The 20,231-nt window shown below is 42.5% G+C and carries 15 protein-coding genes and 1 pseudogene; 3 read left to right on the top strand and 13 right to left on the bottom strand.

All coding sequences use genetic code 11. The features are described 5' to 3' along the window. Positions 1-26 precede the first annotated feature (26 nt). The 5 genes from FM038_RS08590 to FM038_RS08570 form a co-directional block, all read right to left on the bottom strand. Positions 27-2,363: a bifunctional diguanylate cyclase/phosphodiesterase gene (locus tag FM038_RS08590; RefSeq protein ID WP_142872858.1), complete on the bottom strand. Its 2,337-nt coding sequence runs from the start codon at positions 2,361-2,363 to the stop codon at positions 27-29. Further along, positions 2,363-3,043, bottom strand: a complete 681-nt coding sequence (locus FM038_RS08585) for a cupredoxin domain-containing protein (RefSeq protein ID WP_142872857.1) — start codon at positions 3,041-3,043, stop codon at positions 2,363-2,365. Before FM038_RS08585 ends, FM038_RS08590 begins: the two co-directional genes overlap by 1 nt. Before the next feature lie 244 nt (positions 3,044-3,287). Next, positions 3,288-4,736, bottom strand: a complete 1,449-nt coding sequence (locus FM038_RS08580) for a methyl-accepting chemotaxis protein (protein WP_142872856.1) — start codon at positions 4,734-4,736, stop codon at positions 3,288-3,290. A 65-nt stretch (positions 4,737-4,801) separates the two neighbouring features. Further along, a complete protein-coding gene (locus FM038_RS08575; RefSeq protein WP_142872855.1) occupies positions 4,802-5,332 on the bottom strand; it encodes a DUF1097 domain-containing protein in 531 nt (176 codons plus the stop codon). A 450-nt stretch (positions 5,333-5,782) separates the two neighbouring features. Beyond that, entirely contained in the window at positions 5,783-6,427 is a 645-nt protein-coding gene (locus FM038_RS08570; protein ID WP_142872854.1) for an MBL fold metallo-hydrolase, read from the bottom strand. 291 nt (positions 6,428-6,718) lie between these two features. Between FM038_RS08570 and FM038_RS08565 the strand changes: the two genes are divergently transcribed. Next, a complete protein-coding gene (locus FM038_RS08565; protein WP_142872853.1) occupies positions 6,719-8,038 on the top strand; it encodes an alpha/beta fold hydrolase in 1,320 nt (439 codons plus the stop codon). An 848-nt stretch (positions 8,039-8,886) separates the two neighbouring features. On the opposite strand, the gene FM038_RS08560 is transcribed toward FM038_RS08565, so the two are convergent. Both FM038_RS08560 and FM038_RS08555 read right to left on the bottom strand, forming a co-directional pair. After that, on the bottom strand, positions 8,887-9,978 hold the full coding sequence (locus tag FM038_RS08560) for a YadA-like family protein (RefSeq protein WP_142872852.1): 1,092 nt from the start codon (positions 9,976-9,978) through the stop codon (positions 8,887-8,889). Positions 9,979-10,103: 125 nt separating this feature from the next. After that, on the bottom strand, positions 10,104-10,451 hold the full coding sequence (locus FM038_RS08555) for a hypothetical protein (protein ID WP_142872851.1): 348 nt from the start codon (positions 10,449-10,451) through the stop codon (positions 10,104-10,106). Between the two features lie 827 nt (positions 10,452-11,278). Here FM038_RS08555 and FM038_RS08550 point away from each other — a divergent pair. Continuing rightward, positions 11,279-12,106 carry a glycine betaine ABC transporter substrate-binding protein gene (locus FM038_RS08550; protein ID WP_223293026.1) on the top strand — a complete coding sequence of 276 codons (828 nt, stop codon included), beginning with the start codon at positions 11,279-11,281 and terminating at the stop codon, positions 12,104-12,106. Between the two features lie 302 nt (positions 12,107-12,408). Here the strand turns inward: FM038_RS08550 and FM038_RS08545 are convergent, their stop codons facing one another. The 3 genes from FM038_RS08545 to FM038_RS08535 form a co-directional block, all read right to left on the bottom strand. Beyond that, entirely contained in the window at positions 12,409-13,449 is a 1,041-nt protein-coding gene (locus tag FM038_RS08545) for a S41 family peptidase (RefSeq protein WP_223293025.1), read from the bottom strand. A 556-nt stretch (positions 13,450-14,005) separates the two neighbouring features. After that, positions 14,006-14,986, bottom strand: coding sequence for a transposase (locus tag FM038_RS08540; RefSeq protein ID WP_142872850.1), 981 nt, complete (start codon positions 14,984-14,986; stop codon positions 14,006-14,008). A 462-nt stretch (positions 14,987-15,448) separates the two neighbouring features. Then, the gene (locus FM038_RS08535; RefSeq protein WP_142872849.1) at positions 15,449-16,564 is read right to left on the bottom strand and encodes a cytochrome-c peroxidase; all 1,116 of its coding nucleotides are present in this window, start codon (positions 16,562-16,564) and stop codon (positions 15,449-15,451) included. Positions 16,565-17,016: 452 nt separating this feature from the next. Between FM038_RS08535 and FM038_RS08530 the strand changes: the two genes are divergently transcribed. Continuing rightward, the gene (locus FM038_RS08530) at positions 17,017-18,477 is read left to right on the top strand and encodes a nucleobase:cation symporter-2 family protein (protein ID WP_142872848.1); all 1,461 of its coding nucleotides are present in this window, start codon (positions 17,017-17,019) and stop codon (positions 18,475-18,477) included. A gap of 135 nt (positions 18,478-18,612) precedes the next feature. Here FM038_RS08530 and FM038_RS08525 read toward each other — a convergent pair whose 3' ends face one another. From FM038_RS08525 to FM038_RS08515, 3 genes and pseudogenes are all read right to left on the bottom strand, one after another. Then, the gene (locus FM038_RS08525; protein ID WP_142872847.1) at positions 18,613-18,987 is read right to left on the bottom strand and encodes a nuclear transport factor 2 family protein; all 375 of its coding nucleotides are present in this window, start codon (positions 18,985-18,987) and stop codon (positions 18,613-18,615) included. A 50-nt stretch (positions 18,988-19,037) separates the two neighbouring features. Beyond that, complete coding sequence (locus tag FM038_RS08520) at positions 19,038-19,976, bottom strand: cation diffusion facilitator family transporter (protein WP_142872846.1); 939 nt, start codon at positions 19,974-19,976, stop codon at positions 19,038-19,040. A 48-nt stretch (positions 19,977-20,024) separates the two neighbouring features. Next, positions 20,025-20,198, bottom strand: a pseudogene (locus FM038_RS08515) (bile acid:sodium symporter); the annotation flags it as partial. Positions 20,199-20,231: the final 33 nt, after the last annotated feature.

The raw sequence follows: 20,231 nt of genomic DNA, 5'->3' as shown, positions 1-20,231 counted from the left end.
CTTAATCTGCGAGCACCTAGCGCCGATTATGCATAGCGCGAGCTTGTTAACCATTGCACTAAATTATCGGCATCGGTAGGCCTAGAGAGATAATACCCCTGCCCCATTTCACAGCCTCGCTCGGTTAACCATGCCAGAGCGGCTTCATCCTCAATCCCTTCAGCTACAACACGTAAACCTAAGCTATGGGCTAGCTGTAAGGTGGAATTAACGATGATCTGATCGTCTTGACTCACCATTAAATTTTGCACGAATGATTTATCAATTTTCAATTCATCTACCGGAAGTTGCTTCAATTGTGCCAGCGAAGAGTAACCCGTGCCATAATCATCAATAGACAATTTAAGACCATATTTTTTCAATATCTTCAACTGCTTAATCGCATTCTCTGGATCAGAGACCACAGCATCCTCGGTGATCTCTAACGTTAGCGCCTCAATAGGCACATTGCTGTCTGAGATGACATCTAATACATATTGACAAAAATAGGGGTCTTTGAGGTTCTCTGCCGAGATGTTAATCGCGATCCCCAGGTCGATGCCTTGAGATTTCCACCTCAAATATTGCGCAATAGACTCATTCATCACCCAACGGGTTAAGGCATTCATCTGTCCCATCTGCTCGGCAATCGGGATAAAGGTATCTGGGGGGATCATGCCACGATCAGGATGTTGCCAGCGCACAAGTGCCTCAACATGGGTCACCTTATTGAGTTTCAGATCTAGCTTAGGCTGATAAAACAAGACTAACTCACCCTGTTCAATCGCTGATTTTAGCTCATTGATAAGTTGTAACCGCTCTAAGGTATTTACATCAATCTTTTGGTTGTAGATTTGCTGATCTAACTTGTTCTTCTTAGCATACTGCAGTGACGTATCGGCTTGACGTAACAAGGTTTCTAAGTCACTCGGGTAGTGGACAAAGCTTATCCCGACGGTGAGCTGTAGATGCAGAGAAATATCTTGGTAACAATATTCAGCCTCTATGGTTTGTTGTACTTGGGCCATTAACTCTCTAAGTGCTTTGGGAGAGGTCTGTTTTACAACCAAGACAAATTCATCGCCACTCATTCGACACACCAGATCGATATTATCTACCGAGCACAAACGCTTACTGACCTCTTTGATCACCTCATCCCCAACCACATGACCCAAGGTACCGTTGACCTCAGTCATACGCTTGATGTTGATTAAACAGATTGCAACGGCTGATTTGTCCTCAAACCAGGGCTGAGTGACTCGCTCTAACTCATTTTTATTCGGCAAGTTAGTCAGCGGATCATGATAAGCCTGAAATGCTATCTTACTCTCACGACTGACAATCGCCTCCTGCATCACAGTAAACTCTTCGGCTAACTGTTTCATCTCTATGCTATTACCCACTTGCACCTTAGAGTTATAGTTACCTTTGGCGATAAATCTGGCTTGTTCAATCAATACCTTAATGGGTCTGGTCACATCGCTTGAGATAATGAATGCTAATAACAGTGAGATGGGGAGCATTAATACAATCAAACCCAGTTGCAGTAGCCATTGTTTCTGAAATGACTCAAGCACGTCATAGCGAGTGAGATACATAAATGCATGGAGCTGTTTGTTATTGACCTCTCCAAGCGCCTCGTGCCACAGCACATACTCATCATTTGACTGACCATTTTGGATAAATTCAGACACTGCCTGATAATCATCAGTATTGACTCGCTCTGCTGACAGACTAATAAATTGATTATTCTCTCCGTTAGATACCATAAAACCTGCGTTGAGCCCGGTTTTCATCTGCAGCGAACGCGCTAATTCATCGCCAATAATATAGCCAAACCCAACCCAGCCAATGATGTTACTGGCACCACTGGTCAGCGGCGCAAATTTAATCTGGTAAATATTGTCATCCAAGGGGTATAGCGGATTAACATCTTGAAACTCTGTATCTAATGGATAACGAAACTGTTTTCCATGCTCTGGGCCGACTTTCACTTTGCCCTTATCCATTCCACGGGGGCTAAGCATCAACTCCCCAATGATATTTCCTTCAATGTTGATCGCGATGGCAATATCCGCATTGATTCGTTTTCGATGATTATTCAACGCCACTAAAAAGCTCCGGCTATCATCATCAATAAAGATATCTTTGAGCCCGAAGTCTTTGGCCGCAGTTTCAGCAAATGCAGACAGATAATAATTACGATCGTTATACTCAGATTTAAATACCAGTTCGGCCACAGAGAGTTGATTGCGAAGTTGCTCTTGCTCTAAGCGTTTGTTCGCGTAGAAAGTGATTGAGAAAGAGATAGCCTGCACCGCAATCAATAAGATCACGAAGAAGGCAAAAATGCGCATCTGTATTCGATTAAATATACCGAACATTAATAGCCTTCCAAAAACTCAAAATCATCAAGGCTCTCCTGGGAAGGGATCTCAGCCATGGGTGCTGACACTGTGATAGTCAACGCCTCAGCTAGTGGCAATACCACCCCTTGTGACACGCTATTTTTGTCAGCCGACAACTGAGGATGCCAGATAACTAAGCGGTAATCAGCATCCGGTACGTTATCAAAGCTTACCCAGCCTGCGTCATCTGTGGTACCAAAATAGGGGGTATCAACAACGAGCAGGTGACCGCTCATCCAATCATGGATATTGCACCCCATAGAGATATGACCCGTCTGATCAAACACCATGCTTTGCGTCGCGTTTCCCTTACGTAATTTAAATGAAAAACGATTAGGCCCCACCGCCGAGTAGATGTGATGGGTAATATCATCATCATTAACAAACTGCAGCTCATAGCCTTTCTGAATAACGGTGATATAAGGAGTGAATTGCTTGTTTTCTTGATGTATTTCCAGCGGTGCACTTTGATTATCTCCGCTCATGGCCTCAGTGTTGTCAGCTTGTTTAGGCTGTAGATAGACAACCATGCTCTCCATGGCCTTGCCAGTAGAATCGACTAAACGGAATGTTTCGGCATGAACTTGAAAGCTTCCGCCAATTAACGGCCCTAAAAAAAGTCCACTAACTAGTAATACTGCCCGACGATTTATCACATCAACCTCAACTCTCATTATTACCTAATTTGTTATCAGCAAAGAAAAGTTCACTAAGACCAAACTAAAATATGCGTTTTTTAAGTTTCTCTCGCTGGTATAAGAACGGAGAAAGTGTAAATAACTTTCACATATCGCTAACAAACAGTGTTTTTAGTAAAAGCACCACACAGATGTGATAAATAATAGCCAAAAAAAAAGCAAAACCAAGGTTTTGCTTTTCAAACGAGAAACTGATTAGTGATTAGCTGGTTCGATATTGGCCTAAAATCCCTTCTAATTCGCTAGAGGATTGATGCAGTTCAGCGGCTAGGGATGCCGAACGCTGAGCGGTCTGTTTAATGGTCTCAGATTGATCGCGGATATCATTAAGCTGCATGGCAATATCTCGTGCAGAGACACTCTGCTCTTCAGCTGATGCTGCAATTTGTGAGCTCATATCAAATACATCATTGGTTGAACTGGCCATGGAATCGACATCTTCACCGACAGACACAATCGCGCCACGGCCCTGATCGGCTTGGTCGACAATTTCTTCGGTCACACGAGTCAATTTAGCAGAGCCTGATTGCAACCCCTCAATCATAGATTGAATTTCTACTGTAGCCTGTTGAGTACGCCCTGCAAGGGTTCTGACTTCATCGGCAACGACAGCAAAACCTCGTCCCTGCTCACCCGCACGTGCCGCCTCAATAGCAGCATTCAGCGCCAACAAATTTGTCTGCTCAGAGATACTGTTAATCGTCGTCACCACAGCGCCTATCTCAGAAGCATGCTTAGACAGCTGAGAGACTGAATCTGATGCCGAACTAATTTTGGTTACCAAACCTGATATACGTTCAACCGCATCCAAAATACGCAGTTTACTTGCTTCAGCCTGATGAGAGTTGGCTTTAGTCTGCTCAGAGGTATTAGCCGCATTGTGTGACACCTCTTCGATAGCGGCAGTCATCTGATCCATAGCTACTGCCACGGTATCTAAGAATTGATGCTGAGCACCTATCAACTGATCGCTTTGCTGAGCTTGTTGATTAAATTCGTCGGCAGCTTGGGCTAACGTGCCGGCATTTTTGCCAATCGCTGTGACCATTTCACTCATATTATCGGCGCTGCGATCAATTTCGGTAGCGATCATACTAAAATCATCTGTACCGAAAAAGTTAAGTCGCTGGGTCAAATCCCCATCAGCCAATCGCTTAATCGCAATATACATATCCCACAATCCACCACCTAGTGAGGTGGAGATCCAATAACTCAGTTGAAACAGGGGCAGCAAACCGGCAAGTGCTATCCAAAGCATAAAGTTAGCATCGCTTGTGGCATCAGACTCCCATGCTTTTACATTCACATTAAGCAGTAAGTGCTGATTGCCAACCGATGCCGTCACAGCAACATTATCGCCCTGCCTGGATGAATCCATGCGGCTTGTTACTTGAAGCCCATGTTCTCTGGCGTATTGATTAAGTTCGTTCTTTTTCAACCCCTGAGACTTGGCCACAGCGGCAAAACTATCGACCATAGACTGAGCTCTCGCTTGAGAGCTTTTGGTCGCGTGATCCGCTGCATGCTCCCAGTTCATTAACGCGATACCGGCTGTGATCAATGCCACCATAGTGCACACCAGCCAAAACTTACCATTCAGGCTGAGCTTAATCATCAAGGCATCTATCTTTCTAAATTCGATCTGTTTCATATTCGTTACCTAGTCCTAATTCTGCTTTTCACTCTTATAGAAGCGACCTAACTAACGCATCAGCGTTATTCGTTAGTCGTCTGAGCGGTGATTTTATTGGTATTATTGACATTATTGGCGCTTGTTGCTGCGGAGAACTCTCTCCACTTATTAGTAAGATTAACAAGTTGTGTGGTCAGTAAAGTCATCGAGTAACCCAATAACGCGCCCAGTAGTAATGCTGGCAGTATATTGGCAATATCGCCAGCCATGGCAAAAGTAATACAACAACCAATAAAGGCACCAGGAATGAAAGATAATCTATGGTAACTCGCCTGAAGACACATAGCCGAGGTGACTATGCCTGTGAGTAGATACCCCACAAAAACTGACTCAAAATAACCACTGCCACTGATGACAATCCAGGCCCAAAACACACCAGATAAATTAGTCGCCCAACTCAAGGCAACGCCTTGAAACCCTGATTTGGTTTGAGCAAAAAAAGTACTGCAGGCTAAGAAACCGATCCAAGTGACTAAGCTGAACGTATCAGCAACACCGGCCCAGATAGCCGCAAGTAAACCCGCCGAAATGGCGACTTGCCAACGATTTTCCATGTATTGACCCCTCATTACATAGGAAGAAAGCCAATTCTATTTATTGATTGGCCATTTTGTTGGTTAAATTACTCCCTTTTGTAAAATAAAAATAGGATCTAGGGCATGATTTCAGTATTAACTGCTGCTTAATTACACTTATGTGGCTCATATGTTGTTTTTATAGCAGTTAGCGAGCCAGCTCAAATTAAAATTTGTCGTAAAAAGATCAACAAAACGAGCGATGCTAGCTAAACAAGCTAGCATCTTTATTTTCAAATCCCTTGGTGAAAATTGAAAAGTACGAATTGAAAAGTACGACTCGACGATTTTAGCACTCACGTTCGCAAGTTAAGTGTCTCTTCTAGGCCGTCGCCGCTGAGAATACCAATCGCCCACCCCATGGGGTGAAACAGCAACCCCTATCATTTAAGAGGGATTGAAGCTGCAATATCAGGTTAGCCTATATCATTAATAAAAAAGTTGGTCGGCGACAAACGGATTTTGGTCTCGCTCATGACCAAAGGTAGAAACTGGCCCGTGTCCTGGAATAAACTCTACATCACGCCCTAGCGGCCAAAGCGTTTGAGTAATAGAATCGATAAGATCTGAATGGTTAGATTGCGGAAAATCAGTGCGGCCAATAGAGCCGTGAAATAACACATCACCAACCCATGCCAGTTTGCTGCTCGGCGAAAAAAACACTAGGTGACCAGGCGTGTGCCCTGGACAATGTAACACCTCTAAAGTCTTTGAGCCTAAGCGAACTGTGTCACCAGCATTCAAATATTGCGTCGGCGTAAAAGGCTCACAGGGCTTAAAGCCAAAATGCTTACTCTGCTCTGGCAAGCTTTCTAACCAAAAACTGTCCGCTTCATGTGGGCCAATAATTGGGATCCCAGCCTGTTCGGCTAACGCTTTTGCAGCACCTACGTGATCGATATGACCATGAGTCAATAGGATTTTTTCTAGCTTAAGCCCTAGCTTATCCACCTCAACCAAGATACGGTCAAAATCACCACCGGGATCAATAACTGCGGCTTTCTTCGTTTCATCACACCAGATAAGACTGCAATTTTGTTGAAATGGGGTAACAGGAATAATCTGGTATTTCATGAAGTTCCGCCTAAGGTGACTTTTCTATCGGAATAGAACGTATAGAGATAGATAGCTATTGATACTGAATAGTAAAATAAGGTTACGTTAACTTCACCCTTTTCTCTCTCGGGCAAAGCTATAAACTGATCTGGATCAATTTTAATGCAGCAATATATGTTCATGACCAAACGTTTAAACTAGGTATCTGCTGTGATTTTGTATACAATTTGCCAATAATGACACTCTGCTCACTATTATAGTGGCAGACATAATAAGCATCAAATATTAACTCTATTGTACAAGGCCACCATGAAATCTGACTTAACCCTCGCAGGATTAACAGCCATTAAACACAGCTTCTCCCTCCCTTTAGATTATGCCCATCCCGCTGGCAAGCAGATCAAGGTTTTTGCTCGCGAGTTAGTGTCGCCCGATAACCAAGGCAAACAGCTTCCATATCTCGTATTTTTTCAAGGTGGACCAGGTTTTGGTGCGATTCGTCCGGCGGCTAACGGTGGCTGGATAAAGCGCGCCCTGAGAGAGTTCCGAGTATTACTATTAGATCAGCGTGGCACAGGCCTGTCTACACCCGTTAGCTACCTCAGCTTAGAACATCTGGACTCAGAGCAACAAGCCGAGTACCTGACTCACTTTCGCGCTGACAACATCATCAAGGATGCCGAAGCCATACGCGCTCAACTGTCTCCAGAAAAAAAGTGGAGTATCTTAGGCCAAAGCTTCGGCGGCTTCTGTGTATTAAAATACCTAAACGATGCGCCAGAAGGCCTCAGCGAAGCTTACATCACCGGCGGTATCCCTTCCCTCACCCGTCACTCTGATGAAGTATATCAAGCCACCTACAAACGCGTTTTAGCCAAAAACCAAGACTTCTTTAAACGCTTCAGCGATGCGCAAACACTGATCACTGAGCTCGCTGAACATATCAGTAATAATGTCGTCCGCATCGCCACTGGCGAGCGCTTAACCGTCGAGATGTTGCAGCTACTTGGCATAAATATAGGTATGGAGCAGGGCCCTGAATCTGTCTACTACCTACTGGAGCAAGCACTGATTGAAACCGGCTCAGGCACACAAGTGAACCCGCTTTTCTTGGCGCAGTTCTGCCAGCTACTCGACTTTAACACCAACCCTATTTTCGCCCTACTTCATGAAAGTATCTACTGTCAAAACCACTCTTCAAAAGGCGAAGCCTCAACAAGCAGCGCATCAAATTGGTCGGCCCAGCGCGTTCGCGGCCAATATGATGAATTTAACTATGAGCCAGGCAAGCCATTTCTGTTTACCGGAGAGATGGTCTTCCCTTGGTTTTTCGAGCAGTTCACTAACCTCAAGCCCCTCAAGCATGCGGCCAACTTACTCGCCGAAAAAGCCGATTGGTCACAGCTATATGATTTGGACACACTAGCCAAAAACCAAGTGCCAGTCGCAGCAGCCATCTATAGCGAAGATATGTTTGTTGAGATGAATTACAGCCTGGAAACCACTAAACAGGTAGGGGCGCTTAAATACTGGTTAACCTCTGAGTATGAGCACAACGGCATTCGCATGGATGGCGAGCATATTCTCGATAAGCTCATAGGGCTTAATCGTGGGGCATCTTTGAGGTAGGAGTACCTAACCCAAGGGTGCGGTGAGACTTGTCAGATAACAAGTTTCAAATATCTTTTAGTGGGGTTCATTTGGCCGAATTAGTATTTAATTAACTTGCTAAGTACCATAGCGTCATTGGCGTTAATTGCTTGCGGCAGGTGCTGTAAATGGATTTACGAATGTCGTAAAGGCATGGATGCCTAAAAGCGACATTAAGTGCAAACTCTTCTGTAACACGATGGATCTTGATTTCGTAAGAGTCATCCCTGGCCGCTCTGCGGTTTAATCTGACCCACATGGATGTGGGGAATGCCGAAAAATGTATGGAACATATTCGACCTTGATGTCGAAGGTCACAGCCACGTTTACACCTGAGTGTTCACTTCTTCGATTTAAGTTTATTTTTCTGGGACAAATCGGTGAGAATAGAGCACGTTTTTTGACAGAAGTGGGTTGGAATTCAAGCTCTAAATGAGACAGTTTACATTAGGGGAACTATGGCAACCTGATACTGACTAACGCAGGTTTCAACAGCTACGTTTAGGGGAAACGAGAGACTTTCTGACTCACAGATTAAGGTTGGAGAACAAAGTTCACACTAACCCCACTTATTCATGATACAGATTTAATTAATCATCAACACCCAACAAAAAAGCCCCGGGGGGCTTTTTTTAGTCTTCACTCAACAGCTTATCGAAATGCTGTTTTATCTCGCTTTGCCTAGCGTTGTTATCTTCAGAGTGTTTGTCAGGTGTGACTAGATTAAACATGACGATCGCAACCATTACGACAACAATCACCCAATACAAACATTCGTTTTACTTACCATTCTACACCGGCCCCAAAAAATACAGTCGGCTGACTGGTTACATCATCAAATGCGCACCCGCTTTAATTGAGAAATTGTTATCTAAACGCATACCAAACCCAAGCGCTAACGCATTCGCATTCCCATGATGTGCAGTGCCCATAGAAAACGAAGCATGTCCAACACCATGAGGCTCCATTAGTGCAGACATTGCACCTGACTGAGCGTAAGAGGCATCAATTTTGGTATCTAAATTATCTATCTCTTCTTGAAGGTTTTTAATCGCAAAAAAATTGTTATCGACGCGCTTGTTTACCGCATAGATATCTTGCGCATTTTGCCTGACCCCTCTTGAATTATCACTGATGTTATTATGGTTAGTGGCGATGGCTTCAACGTTTTGAGTAATATCTTTTCTTGCCTCTTGAATGCGATTTCCGTTATCTGTTGATTGCGCCAGAGAGTGGTTAGCAACACTGACGGCCTCAGTAGCATGCTTATCTGCAACAACCGAACGCGCCTCAGCATGATTAGCAACATTTAGAGCTGAAGTCGCATGGCTATCAGCGCTAGCAGCCGTCTTGGCAACGAGTTTAGATTGAGCCAAAGATTCATCAGCAACCTTAACTGAATGATCGGCATGAGATAAAGCTACACCCGCTTTACTAACGGAAATTGTACTATAGGTCATTGCGGTTGCTGCATTTTTTGCATTGCTATCAATGGCCACCTTGTTTGCAGCAATGACTTTTTCATTTTTTGTAAAGTGTCTAGCCTCAGACTTCTCTAGCCCACCAATGTGGGCATTAGTCACATCAACCGCATGTTGCCTCTGTTTAATCAGTAATGAGTTTTTCTCAGTTCTGGCAGTAACTATCGCCTCTTCATTATTGAGTTTACTGATCGCAGCCTTGTTATTAGCAATACCTGATCCATTATCAGATACAGACGAAGCAACAGATGTTACAGATTGAGCAAGCGTTTTAGCCGATGCGGTATTAGAAGCCACACCCAATGCGTTTTCTGAAATCAAAGTGTCTGAATCTGCCTTATTTTTAGCAATCGCATTGGTATTACCACTCACAGCTGCATCAACACTGGCTTTATTCTGTGAAATGGCTGAGTTAATGCCATTCACAGTTGCAGCCATATCTGTTTTAACTTTGGCAATATTATGAGTATTGCCAGAAATTAACGAATCTGCATCAGCCTTATTTTTACCTATGGCTGTAACATTGCTATCAATTTTATTCGAACTATCTGTAATGAGTGATGCTAAATGTGCATCATTTTATTAATCGCGTTCGTATTGCCTGCAACTAAATTATCGATGCGCATTGAATCTTTGGCGACTGACTGAGTGATATTAGAAATATAAGACTCAGCATCTGACTTATTTTTAGCAATTAACGCATTAGTGCTTGCAGAGCTTGATGCCAAGGTTGATGACAGAGCATCTGTGCGCGCCTTATTGTTAATTATGGCCGCACTATTATCGCCAGCCGCTATAGTGTTAGCCGCGATTGCAGCCGAATTATTGTCAATGCTAACCTGTAAATCATCAGCAAATACACTAGGGGAAAGTGCAACAGAAATAGCTGTGGCAAGGAATAATAATTTCATAATGTAACCTTATAAAGTCTTAAGAAAGGACATTTCACCCTTTCAATAAATATGACGTTCCCAAACACTCCTGACTTCTCGTGCCGGGTATATTGAATAATCCAACACTCATAGCACTGTTGATATAACACTGCGCATGAATATTAATATTAAAGCCGTTAACTATAACGTTTCCTCGATAAATTTTTCTGAAGAAGAAACGGAATAAATGAAGATAAATTCTATGTATTATGTATATCTGCCTCTCTATATAACATCCATATAAAAAGCAGTTTTAACTGGGTTGCCACCTTTAATACTATAAAAACCAATCCAAGTCATAAAACGAGCCCATTTAAAACTTGACGGGATAGATTAAGAGACAACCCACATAAGAGCCAAATCAATATATCAACTTAAACCTATAACCACTTAATAACTATGCGTCCATCACTTAGCTAACATATTAATTACCAAGGGGAGCCTACGAAAAATCAAAGTTAACGAAAACCCACAACTTAACAGATGTAGCAATATGTATCCCAACACGTTTCATGTCAACATTAAATTCAATAATTAATAAAACATCATTTAACGATCAAAAACCACCTAATATTGATTTAACTACATTAACTAAACTGCAATTAACCATCCAACAAATTAAGCAATACAGTACCAATTCACTAAGCAATAACAACTTTAACGATGACTCTTTCCAGCTATATTACAAAATTGGATTAAACCTATGTTATTTCGAATAAAGTAATGTTAATTAATTCCCCCCTTATCATTGCCAAAAACATTTTGATAATGATTCAAATAATAAGAACTTTAAAAAGATAACAGTGATGTCTAAACTCGCGATTACTTCCAGAAAATTTTATGAGAATTATATTATGTCGAACAAAATTACTATTGGCGTTACCGACCTATCTTTTCACCATGTAGCTGCATCACTGGTATATAACGTGTTGTCTGAAATGGGTTTTAATGTTGAGCGGGTTTACTCTCCTCACCAAGACAACTTTGCGAAACTAAAATCTGGCGAAATCGATATGTTATCGTCAGCCTGGCTACCCTCTAGCCATGGTATTTATAAGTCAGATGTTGAAACCGTCGAGCCATTACTCGAGCTTGGTTTACATTACGAACCTTATGCACTTTGGGGAGTGCCTGATTACGTACCAGAAGACGCCGTTTCACAAGTTAGTGATTTACTCAAACCTGACGTTTTTTCGCGAATGAACAAAAATATTCAAGGTATCACCCCTGGTGCAGGGATAACGCGTTTCTCTATAAAAATGATGGAAGAATATGGACTTAACAATCTAGGCTACTCTTTTCATACTGGTAATGAAGAAGACTGTTTTAGTGCTTTTGAAACAGCAGTTAATAAAAAAGAGTGGATTATTATACCGTTATGGCAGCCACAATTTTTACACCATAATTATCAAATTCGGACAATATCGGAACCAAAAGGTTTACTCGGTACCGTTGATAGAGCTGTCTTACTGCTGCGTCAAGATCGCTCTAAACTATTTACTCAGACGCAATTGGAACAGCTAGATACTTTACGCTTTTTAAATGAAATTATTTCAGCGCTTGATCATCAAGCCTCTCGAGAAGCCCAACCTTTAGATGCCGTCACGAGTGCTTGGTTAAAGCATCAAATGTAGTTCAATGACTACAATCTAAAAAGCATATTTAATCGTGTCAGAGTAAGAATGACTGGTATATAAGCCTAAATCACTTTTACAATTGAAATAGCATAATATTCAACCTTTTCCCCATGATTGAATTATCTTTTATATAAGAATACGTTAAATTTAACGTTAACAAAATTGACTCTCCACGAAGACAGGCAACGCCTACAGCCTTTGCAGCTCTTTATCTTCGCGCTGCCCGTGTAAGCGGAGCGCTCCGTGGTGACATTTAGATTAAAAAATATACGGCATCCTTATGTGCGATAACGCCACTTTCACGGTTTTGTCCCGTCTAAGGCCTTATTACCCGTCAATTCCATAAGTTTGTCATTAATGTCTTTAACTTGATACGCATCAGTTACTGATTTTTTAACTTCATTAAGTGCCATTTCATACGCCACATCTAGGGCATTTTCGCGCGACACTTCAATATGGGGCTTAACGCCAACTGACTCCCAATTTGTTTTTGTTTTCGGGTTAATTGCCTTAGCAATAGGAATACCAGCCCTAAAGCCATTGCCTAATTCATAAAACTGCCAGGGATTTGCTCCACCTTTAGTTGTTTCACCCACTAGCGTGGCTCGGTTAAGGTGTTTTAAGTTATAAGCAAATTCTTCTGCCGCAGAAAACGTCTCACGGCTGGTGAGTATGTATATGGGAGTCGTTAAATTTACTGAGCCATTAATGTTATCAAATGTACGAAATTCACTTGTGGTATCAGTGCTTCGCCAATAAATACTGTTTAAATGGGTATTGGGTTTTAAAAAATAGCTACTAATTAACTGCACCATTTCAGCACTGCCACCACCATTTTTACGAAGATCAAATACCAGAGCATCTACATTAGACACAAATCCCATAACACCTTCTGCGACTTTTCTTGAATTATCTGACAATGCATCAAACCCCCAAAAGTCTACATAACCTATATTGCCATCAAGTATTTCAACTCGATTAAAACCTGAGTTTTTTCGACTTAATTTGCTGAACCAATCTTCATACTTTACTTGCTGATCATGGATTTCATTTGGATTGCGCCATTGTACGGCAAAATGCTTATCTATATTTTGTAATTCTGCGGTTAGAAGAGAGGCAAATTGCTCTGGTGACTGGCTATTACTATATGCGGGATTAGATTTTAATTTTGTAAGAGAAATTGAGATTTCATCTATCTTTTTAATTTCAACATACTGTTTCTTTATATTGGCTGTAAGCGCATTCAATATACTATTTTTTTCAACAGAACTGATATCAGCATGGGCTAAGCAGGACAAACTAACAATGTAAGCTCCTAAAATTCCATTTCTTATTTTCACTGTACTTCCTTATTTAGTATTTTCGAATTCAATGATAAACATAGTGTTAAACATAGCCACCCATTTTACTTATCTGTTGTATATTGCTTCATGTTATTTGTCAGGAGAAGTGTCAAAACGTATGTGTTTGTGGGTAAGTTTGCCTAGGTAAAGGCTAAATGGATTAAAATATTTAAGCTACAGAGGATAAACATAGCCACCCATTTTACTTATCTGTTGTATATTGCTTCATGTTATTTGTCAGGAGAAGTGTCAAAACGTATGTGTTTATGGGTAAGTTTGTCTAGGTAAAGGCAAAATGGATTAAAATATTTAAGCTACGATAAACATAGCCACCCATTTTACTTATCTGTTGTATATTGCTTCATGTTATTTGTCAGGAGAAGTGTCAAAACGTATGTGTTTATGGGTAAGTTTGCCTAGGTAAAGGCTAAATGGATTAAAATATTTAAGCTACAGAGTAACTCCTCCTGATTCAAGCAGCCAAAACGCCGAACTTAAATTCGGCCTACCGTTTATTTTAAGATGTACTATTTACTAGTTCACTAACTGTTGATTAGGTGCTGCTGAACCATATCTGGCAATTAGCCGCCCCTTGTCTGCGCTTTCGCTCTAAGTGCTCGCAGTAGATATCAAGTTCTTGAATCGTACCGACTGGGCCTTTAAATAAACGGCTAAAGTCGGTGGTGAGCTTAATCCAGTTTTCTTGAGGGATATTGAGCCTAGTTAATATTGCTTGTGATTCAGAGCTGATCTCACCATGTTTATCCGCTCTAATGATTCGGCCCGTTTCATCAACCAGTTGCAGATAATCTTTCGCGCTAAGCATCAAGCCTTTAGACATCTGCTTTTGCTCATTTCCTGTAAACGGTAGAAGTGCTTTGGGTTGCTCACCCTTCATGGCTGATTTGATACGCCTTTGAATACTCGTAAAATCTGAGGATTCTGGGGTATTAGCCATCTTGGCTCGTATGGGATTAAGGTCAACATAGGCCATACAAGCAAGAACTGCGGCTTCATCTAAAAGTGCTTGGGATTTGAATCTTCCCTCCCAGAATCTGCCAGTACAGCCATCCTCCTTATTCGCCTTCCTTGCTATAGCTTCATTCAACGCACGCATAAACCAAGATATATCGCTTAATCTACTCCGGAACTGCGCAATTGAATGTTTTAGGCTTGCAACCTCATAGCTTTCAATCACTTCCCCCTTGGTAAACTTCCGTGTGATTTCAGTGCCTTTGAACAGGTGATGCCAGTGATCTACCACCTCTTTATCGGTCCAATTATTCGCTTCGAAAATATCAACCCTCAATACCAAATGCAGATGATTAGACATCACTGCATAAGCGGCCACATCTATCGCGAACACTCCGGCTAATTCAAGGATTCTTGACTCTACCCAGTCACGACGATGTGCATAGGATTTGCCTGTATGTTTGTCGACTCCCGTAAGCCAGGCAAAACGGACACATTTTGACATGCAATGGTAGAACGGCGTGTCTTCGATACTGACTAATGTGCTTCTTGGTCTAGCCATAGCAACCTCAATTCAATAGTAACTAAATAAAGCTTAGTCGCAGCTAAAAAAAGCACCTAAAATTATGGGTGGCTATGTAAAAGAGTAGTTTTGTAAAAGTTATGAACAAAAGCCATTTACCACGGAGAAAGATAACAACTAAAGTCTTTGCAGAGCTCAATCTTTACCTCCGTGTTCTTCGTGGTGAAATTACGCTTGAGTTAAAGATGTGCCGCTCCTATTTTTAGAGACCGCGTTTGGTTCTTGGGGGCTTACTGAATTAGCTTACTTCAAATTTATCTAGGGTTGGCCGGCAAGTGATGTACAGAGACTTCTTCGGTGCGATGCAAGCCCTCTAAGTAAGAACGATGACTCCATTTAACAGTGACAACCTCAGCTTAGTCACTGTTAAAGACTATAAAGAGTTATAGGTGTCACTGTTTATCTCTCATTTAATCTCTTTCATTAAATCTCTATGTAAGATTAAATATTACCGCCGACTTGATTACCTGTAGGTAATCCCCCTGGCACCTCTTTATAAAACTCTTCAGTGGTTAAGCTATGCAAAAAGGCTTCAATATCATCAATATCGTCCTCGCCTAACTCAACCTGAAGATCTTCACGGTCTTCATAAACAGCTACAGCATGAAGTAAGGTAGGTGAAGAGCCGTTCTGCATATAAGGTGCTGTTTTTGCAATATTCCTTAGTGATGGCGTTCTCACTGCTGGCAGATTAGGGATAATTTTATCATCTTCATGTAATAAGTTATCTGATAACATCATGCCGCCATGGCAGCGTGCACACCCCGCATTAATAAATTTATTTAAGCCAGTGATTTCACGTGAAGTTAACGCTGTTTCGTCTCCCTTTAGAAATTTATCAAACCTCGTATTCGCCGTTACAATTCGACGCTGAAATGTAGCTAACACTGCGGCAATGTTTTCTTTTGTGACCGATTCAACTTCAAGTAGTGTTTCTGGATCAACTAAACCAAACTCCTCATCAAAATATGCTTGATAAGGCGAATTTTGCAATTTGTCGATAATAAAGTCTAAGTATTGATCATCATCCAGTCCTGCATGTTCAGGTAAGTCGCCCCGCATTTCAACAGGATTGACGATAGGACCTAGCGCTTGCTTTTCTAATGTTTCCGCTCTTAAGTCCCAGAAGTAACCTCCAGACACAAAGTTAGCTGGGATGACCTTGTCATCCACACCCAAGCCGGTAAACGCTACATTCATAATCGTTGGAGAGTGAATAGGAGTAATATTCCCCATCCCATTATCTTCTCTATCTGGCCCCAATCCGATACCGCCTACCCCTATAGAAAAATTTCGCCCATCCGCCCAACCTAAATCTGGATGATGACATGTGGCGCAGGCTATATCTCCTCCACCCGACAAGATAGGATCAAAGAATAGTAGTTCACCGAGCTCTTGTTTACCTTTTGAAAATTGATTACTAACCGGATAAGTCGCTGCATCAGGTAAAGCAGTAAATAAATCAGTATAAGGCTGATCAGGTATGTCTCCTAAATTGTTACTATCGTTGCAACCAGATAAAATGATTGCGAATAAAAAGGAAAATATCAATTTCATAAATTAACTCCAGAAAAAAACCATCATCATCTGAGCATTTCTAGAGTGAACAAAATGTCATAACAAAAACAAACAACATTGCTATGCAATGAAGGCATGACAAGAAATAACGACCCATAAGCAGATGAATTAAGGTCAAAATGTCATCAAGCTTCATTCGAAGCCCTAACACTTTATGAAACGAAGTGAAGAAGTTGTTGATCTTTATCAATGTAATAAAATCGATTACTGCACACAATGTAATCATGTATTAACGGTTTCTAAAGGGAAACCAACCAGTTTTCGGCGGGTGGATGAATTGATTGGGCCACTATCGCAACTGTCACATAGAGGAGGAAAATCCAGTACTTATAATTGTGCTAATGCTCAATTAGCATCTCATTACTTGCTTTTCCTACCTTAATTTTTATATGTGACTCTGCCTAGAGTCAGCCAGATATTTAAGGTCAATAATGGAAAATACCCAATCTACCAGTATCGAATTAACCCACGGTCTTGATAGCAAACCGCCCTTCTTTGCATCACTATTTGCTGCTATACAACATATGCTCGCCATGATTGTTGGCGTGGCCACACCGCCGATTTTAATTGGCAGCGCACTCAACTTAAGCCCTGAAAATGTCACTTATTTGGTGAGTATGTCGCTGTTTATGTCCGGTATAGGCACCTTTGTACAGGTTAAGCGTCTCGGCGGATTTATAGGCTCTGGCTTGCTAACAGTGCAAGCCACCAGCTTTGCTTATCCTGCGACAATTATCTCAATCGGCACCTCATTTTTAGCTGCCGGCATGAGCCAAGATCAGATGCTCAGTACCATCTTTGGGGTATTATTTGCCGGCTCGTTCGTCACCATATTTGCTAGCCGATTACTGCCCATGCTACGTAAGGTCATATCGCCGACGGTCTCAGGGATCACCGTGATGCTGATCGGCATATCCTTAGTTGAGGTAGGAATGACAGATTTTGCTGGCGGCTATGCCAGCAAGCTTGATGGCTCATTTGGCTCGATGGAAAACTTGATGTTAGGCTTTATTGTTCTGGCAAGTATTCTGCTTTTTTTTCGTAGTCGCAGCCAATATATCAGAATGAGCGCCATAATTTTGGGCATGACCATTGGCTATCTGGTGGCACTCTATATGGGCAAAACCGATTTTAGCGCGTTCAATAATGTGCCTCTGTATAACCTACCTGTGCCGTTTAAATTCGGGCTGTTTCAAATAGATTGGCAGGCGTTCTTTCTCATCGGCTTTGTCTATCTTGTGGTGATCATTGAGGCTGTAGGCGCATTAACCGCGACCTGCATGCTTTGCGATAGACCCATAGTGGGCAAGGAGTACAACGAAAGGATCTCAGGCGGGGTACTTGCTGATGGCGTGATCTCCGCTATCGCCTCAGTTTTCAACGCATTTCCACTTACTGCATTTAGCCAGAACAATGGAGTTATTCAGATGACGGGAGTGGCCAGTCGCAAGGTCGGTCTGTTTGTCGCCGCGCTACTGGTAATTTTCGGTCTGTTCCCGGTGATCTCTATTATTTTCACCTCACTGCCTAAACCTATTTTAGGCGGAGCAACATTGATCTTATTTGGCACAGTAGCTGCCGCGGGCATTGGTATTATCACCCAAGTTAAGCTTGATCGCCGAGAAAGTATGATTATTGCGGTCTCTATTGGGGTAGCACTGGGCGCAGCGTTTGTCCCTGAAGCCATTGCCCAGCTGCCGCCAATGCTGCAAAAGATGCTAGGCACGCCTGCTATTGCTGGAGGCTTAACTGCGCTAATGGTTAATCTGCTATTGCCCCGCCCAGTCCCTCAATCGATACTCAAAGCCGAATCAGTTCGAAAGGTGAGAGCAAAATTTGATGGCTCAGCCCAAGGCTCAGTCCAAGACAAGGCCAAATCAGCCATTGACTAGAGCGGCATGACATAATTGGAATAAGAGGCTACTTTGAACAAGGGTCCCATCAAGGCAGATGAGCAAAGATGGGGCTCATCATTTAAGGCTGTAGTTTAAATCAATAGTTTATAGTCGTAGCTTCAGCCTATCGCGTCATTCCACTCTAAAACAGAATGCGCTTTTCCATTGTTCTGTGTCGACAAACCAGCGCTCTTCAACAATTTTACTGCCATCGAACTTGAACAAAACCATCAGCTGTGAGGCGGCAATCTTAGTTGATTTCCACTCAAGAATGGAAACCACTTCATTCTCCCCTTCTATTTGACGCAAGCTGGTTATTTCAAAACCTGGTGGCAGCAGGTCTCCAAGGCCATTTAATGCTTCGCGAAATGCCTGACGGCCTGTTAACAAATCCGCTTGCCCCGGCATGATGAACACCATATCTTCGGTATAATCAGCCACTAAGGTGTCAAAATCGCCAGCACCAACCGCTTCCCAACCTGCTTGTACTATGTCCGCTAAACTCATGACTTTCAGCCCTATCGTTTGAGTATCATCTAACTATAGAAGATGAGGTGTTATAGGGGCCTATTTTGTGGTCTATCGGATCCTTGCTTATCACTATGGTGACCGTACATGTTTATCTCAACCGTTGAATGCTCTATTGCAAAGCGCTCTTTCAGCAAGGTTTTAACTGCTATTTTAACCTGAGTGATATCAGCACCTTCAGGGACATCAATTTCAAGGGTGGCCATAGGCCTTTCCTGAGTGATAGACCAAGCGTGGACGTGATTGACCTTTATCACTTCGGCGATTTCAGTTTCCAAGGCTTCTATGAGCTGACGTCGATCGAATCCTCGTGGCGCCCCCTCCAGCAAGATATGGCCACTTTCTTTCACGACATGCCACGCAGAACGTAAAATGATGATCGCAACAAACACAGACAAAATAGGATCGATAGGTGTCCAACCCGTGTAGATAATGACGATAGAGGCAATAATTGCGCCCACCGATCCAAGTAGATCTCCAGCGACATGTAACAATGCCGCCTTAATATTGAGGTTATCTTTCTCACCTCGGGTCAAGATCCAAAAGGCGAGAATATTCACAATCAAGCCACCTATGGCCACCAACAACATGGTGCCACCCAGCACTTCCACAGGCTCGTTAAGCCGCTTAATGGCTTCAAAACAGATCCAGGCGGCGATCAGAAACAGAGACAAACCATTGACCAGAGCGGCCAGAACAGAAAAACGATCGAAACCGTAAGTGGCTTGCCATGACGCGGGGCGCTTAGCGAGATGAAAGGCAAACCAGGCCAAGCTCAAGGCGACAAAATCTGTCAGCATATGACCTGCATCGGCGATCAGTGCGAGCGACCCCGATATGAGACCGCCCACCACTTCGGCAATCATAAAGCTACCGGTTAGTATCGCTGCGATGCCGACAGCCTTTTGATTACCACCGCCATGGCTGTGCCCCGCTGCGTCATGGTTATGTTTATGGTCATGTGCCATTGATTCGCTCCTTAAACTAAACTCTCTCAGTACTTATAACTCAATCATTTATTTGTTTGCTACAACATCTTGCTTAGCCAATTTCTGCTGCTCTTTAGACCAATAACCCGCCAGCAAGGCGCCAGACAAATTATGCCAGATTGAGAATATTGCCGCAGGCAGTGCTGATGCAGGGCTAAAAAATTGAATCGATAAAGCCGTGGCTAACCCACTGCGGCATAAAGTAAGCCGTAAGCGCACCAAGCAGTGCCAAAA

Source organism: Shewanella eurypsychrophilus (assembly GCF_007004545.3).
In the GTDB taxonomy this organism is placed as follows: Bacteria; Pseudomonadota; Gammaproteobacteria; order Enterobacterales; family Shewanellaceae; genus Shewanella; species Shewanella eurypsychrophilus.
Note: the sequence above shows the minus strand (reverse complement) of the source record. Positions and strands in the feature narration are given on the sequence as shown.

Excerpts from the sequence above, each read along its gene's own strand:
- FM038_RS08590 (WP_142872858.1), bottom strand. The coding sequence starts at position 2,363 with ATGTTCGGTATATTTAATCGAATACAGATGCGCATTTTTGCCTTCTTC.
- FM038_RS08580 (WP_142872856.1), bottom strand. The coding sequence starts at position 4,736 with ATGAAACAGATCGAATTTAGAAAGATAGATGCCTTGATGATTAAGCTC.
- FM038_RS08575 (WP_142872855.1), bottom strand. The coding sequence starts at position 5,332 with ATGGAAAATCGTTGGCAAGTCGCCATTTCGGCGGGTTTACTTGCGGCT.
- FM038_RS08570 (WP_142872854.1), bottom strand. The coding sequence starts at position 6,427 with ATGAAATACCAGATTATTCCTGTTACCCCATTTCAACAAAATTGCAGT.
- FM038_RS08565 (WP_142872853.1), top strand. The coding sequence starts at position 6,719 with ATGAAATCTGACTTAACCCTCGCAGGATTAACAGCCATTAAACACAGC.
- FM038_RS08560 (WP_142872852.1), bottom strand. The coding sequence starts at position 9,978 with ATGGCTGCAACTGTGAATGGCATTAACTCAGCCATTTCACAGAATAAA.
- FM038_RS08555 (WP_142872851.1), bottom strand. The coding sequence starts at position 10,451 with ATGAAATTATTATTCCTTGCCACAGCTATTTCTGTTGCACTTTCCCCT.
- FM038_RS08550 (WP_223293026.1), top strand. The coding sequence starts at position 11,279 with ATGTCTAAACTCGCGATTACTTCCAGAAAATTTTATGAGAATTATATT.
- FM038_RS08540 (WP_142872850.1), bottom strand. The coding sequence starts at position 14,986 with ATGGCTAGACCAAGAAGCACATTAGTCAGTATCGAAGACACGCCGTTC.
- FM038_RS08535 (WP_142872849.1), bottom strand. The coding sequence starts at position 16,564 with ATGAAATTGATATTTTCCTTTTTATTCGCAATCATTTTATCTGGTTGC.
- FM038_RS08530 (WP_142872848.1), top strand. The coding sequence starts at position 17,017 with ATGGAAAATACCCAATCTACCAGTATCGAATTAACCCACGGTCTTGAT.
- FM038_RS08525 (WP_142872847.1), bottom strand. The coding sequence starts at position 18,987 with ATGAGTTTAGCGGACATAGTACAAGCAGGTTGGGAAGCGGTTGGTGCT.
- FM038_RS08520 (WP_142872846.1), bottom strand. The coding sequence starts at position 19,976 with ATGGCACATGACCATAAACATAACCATGACGCAGCGGGGCACAGCCAT.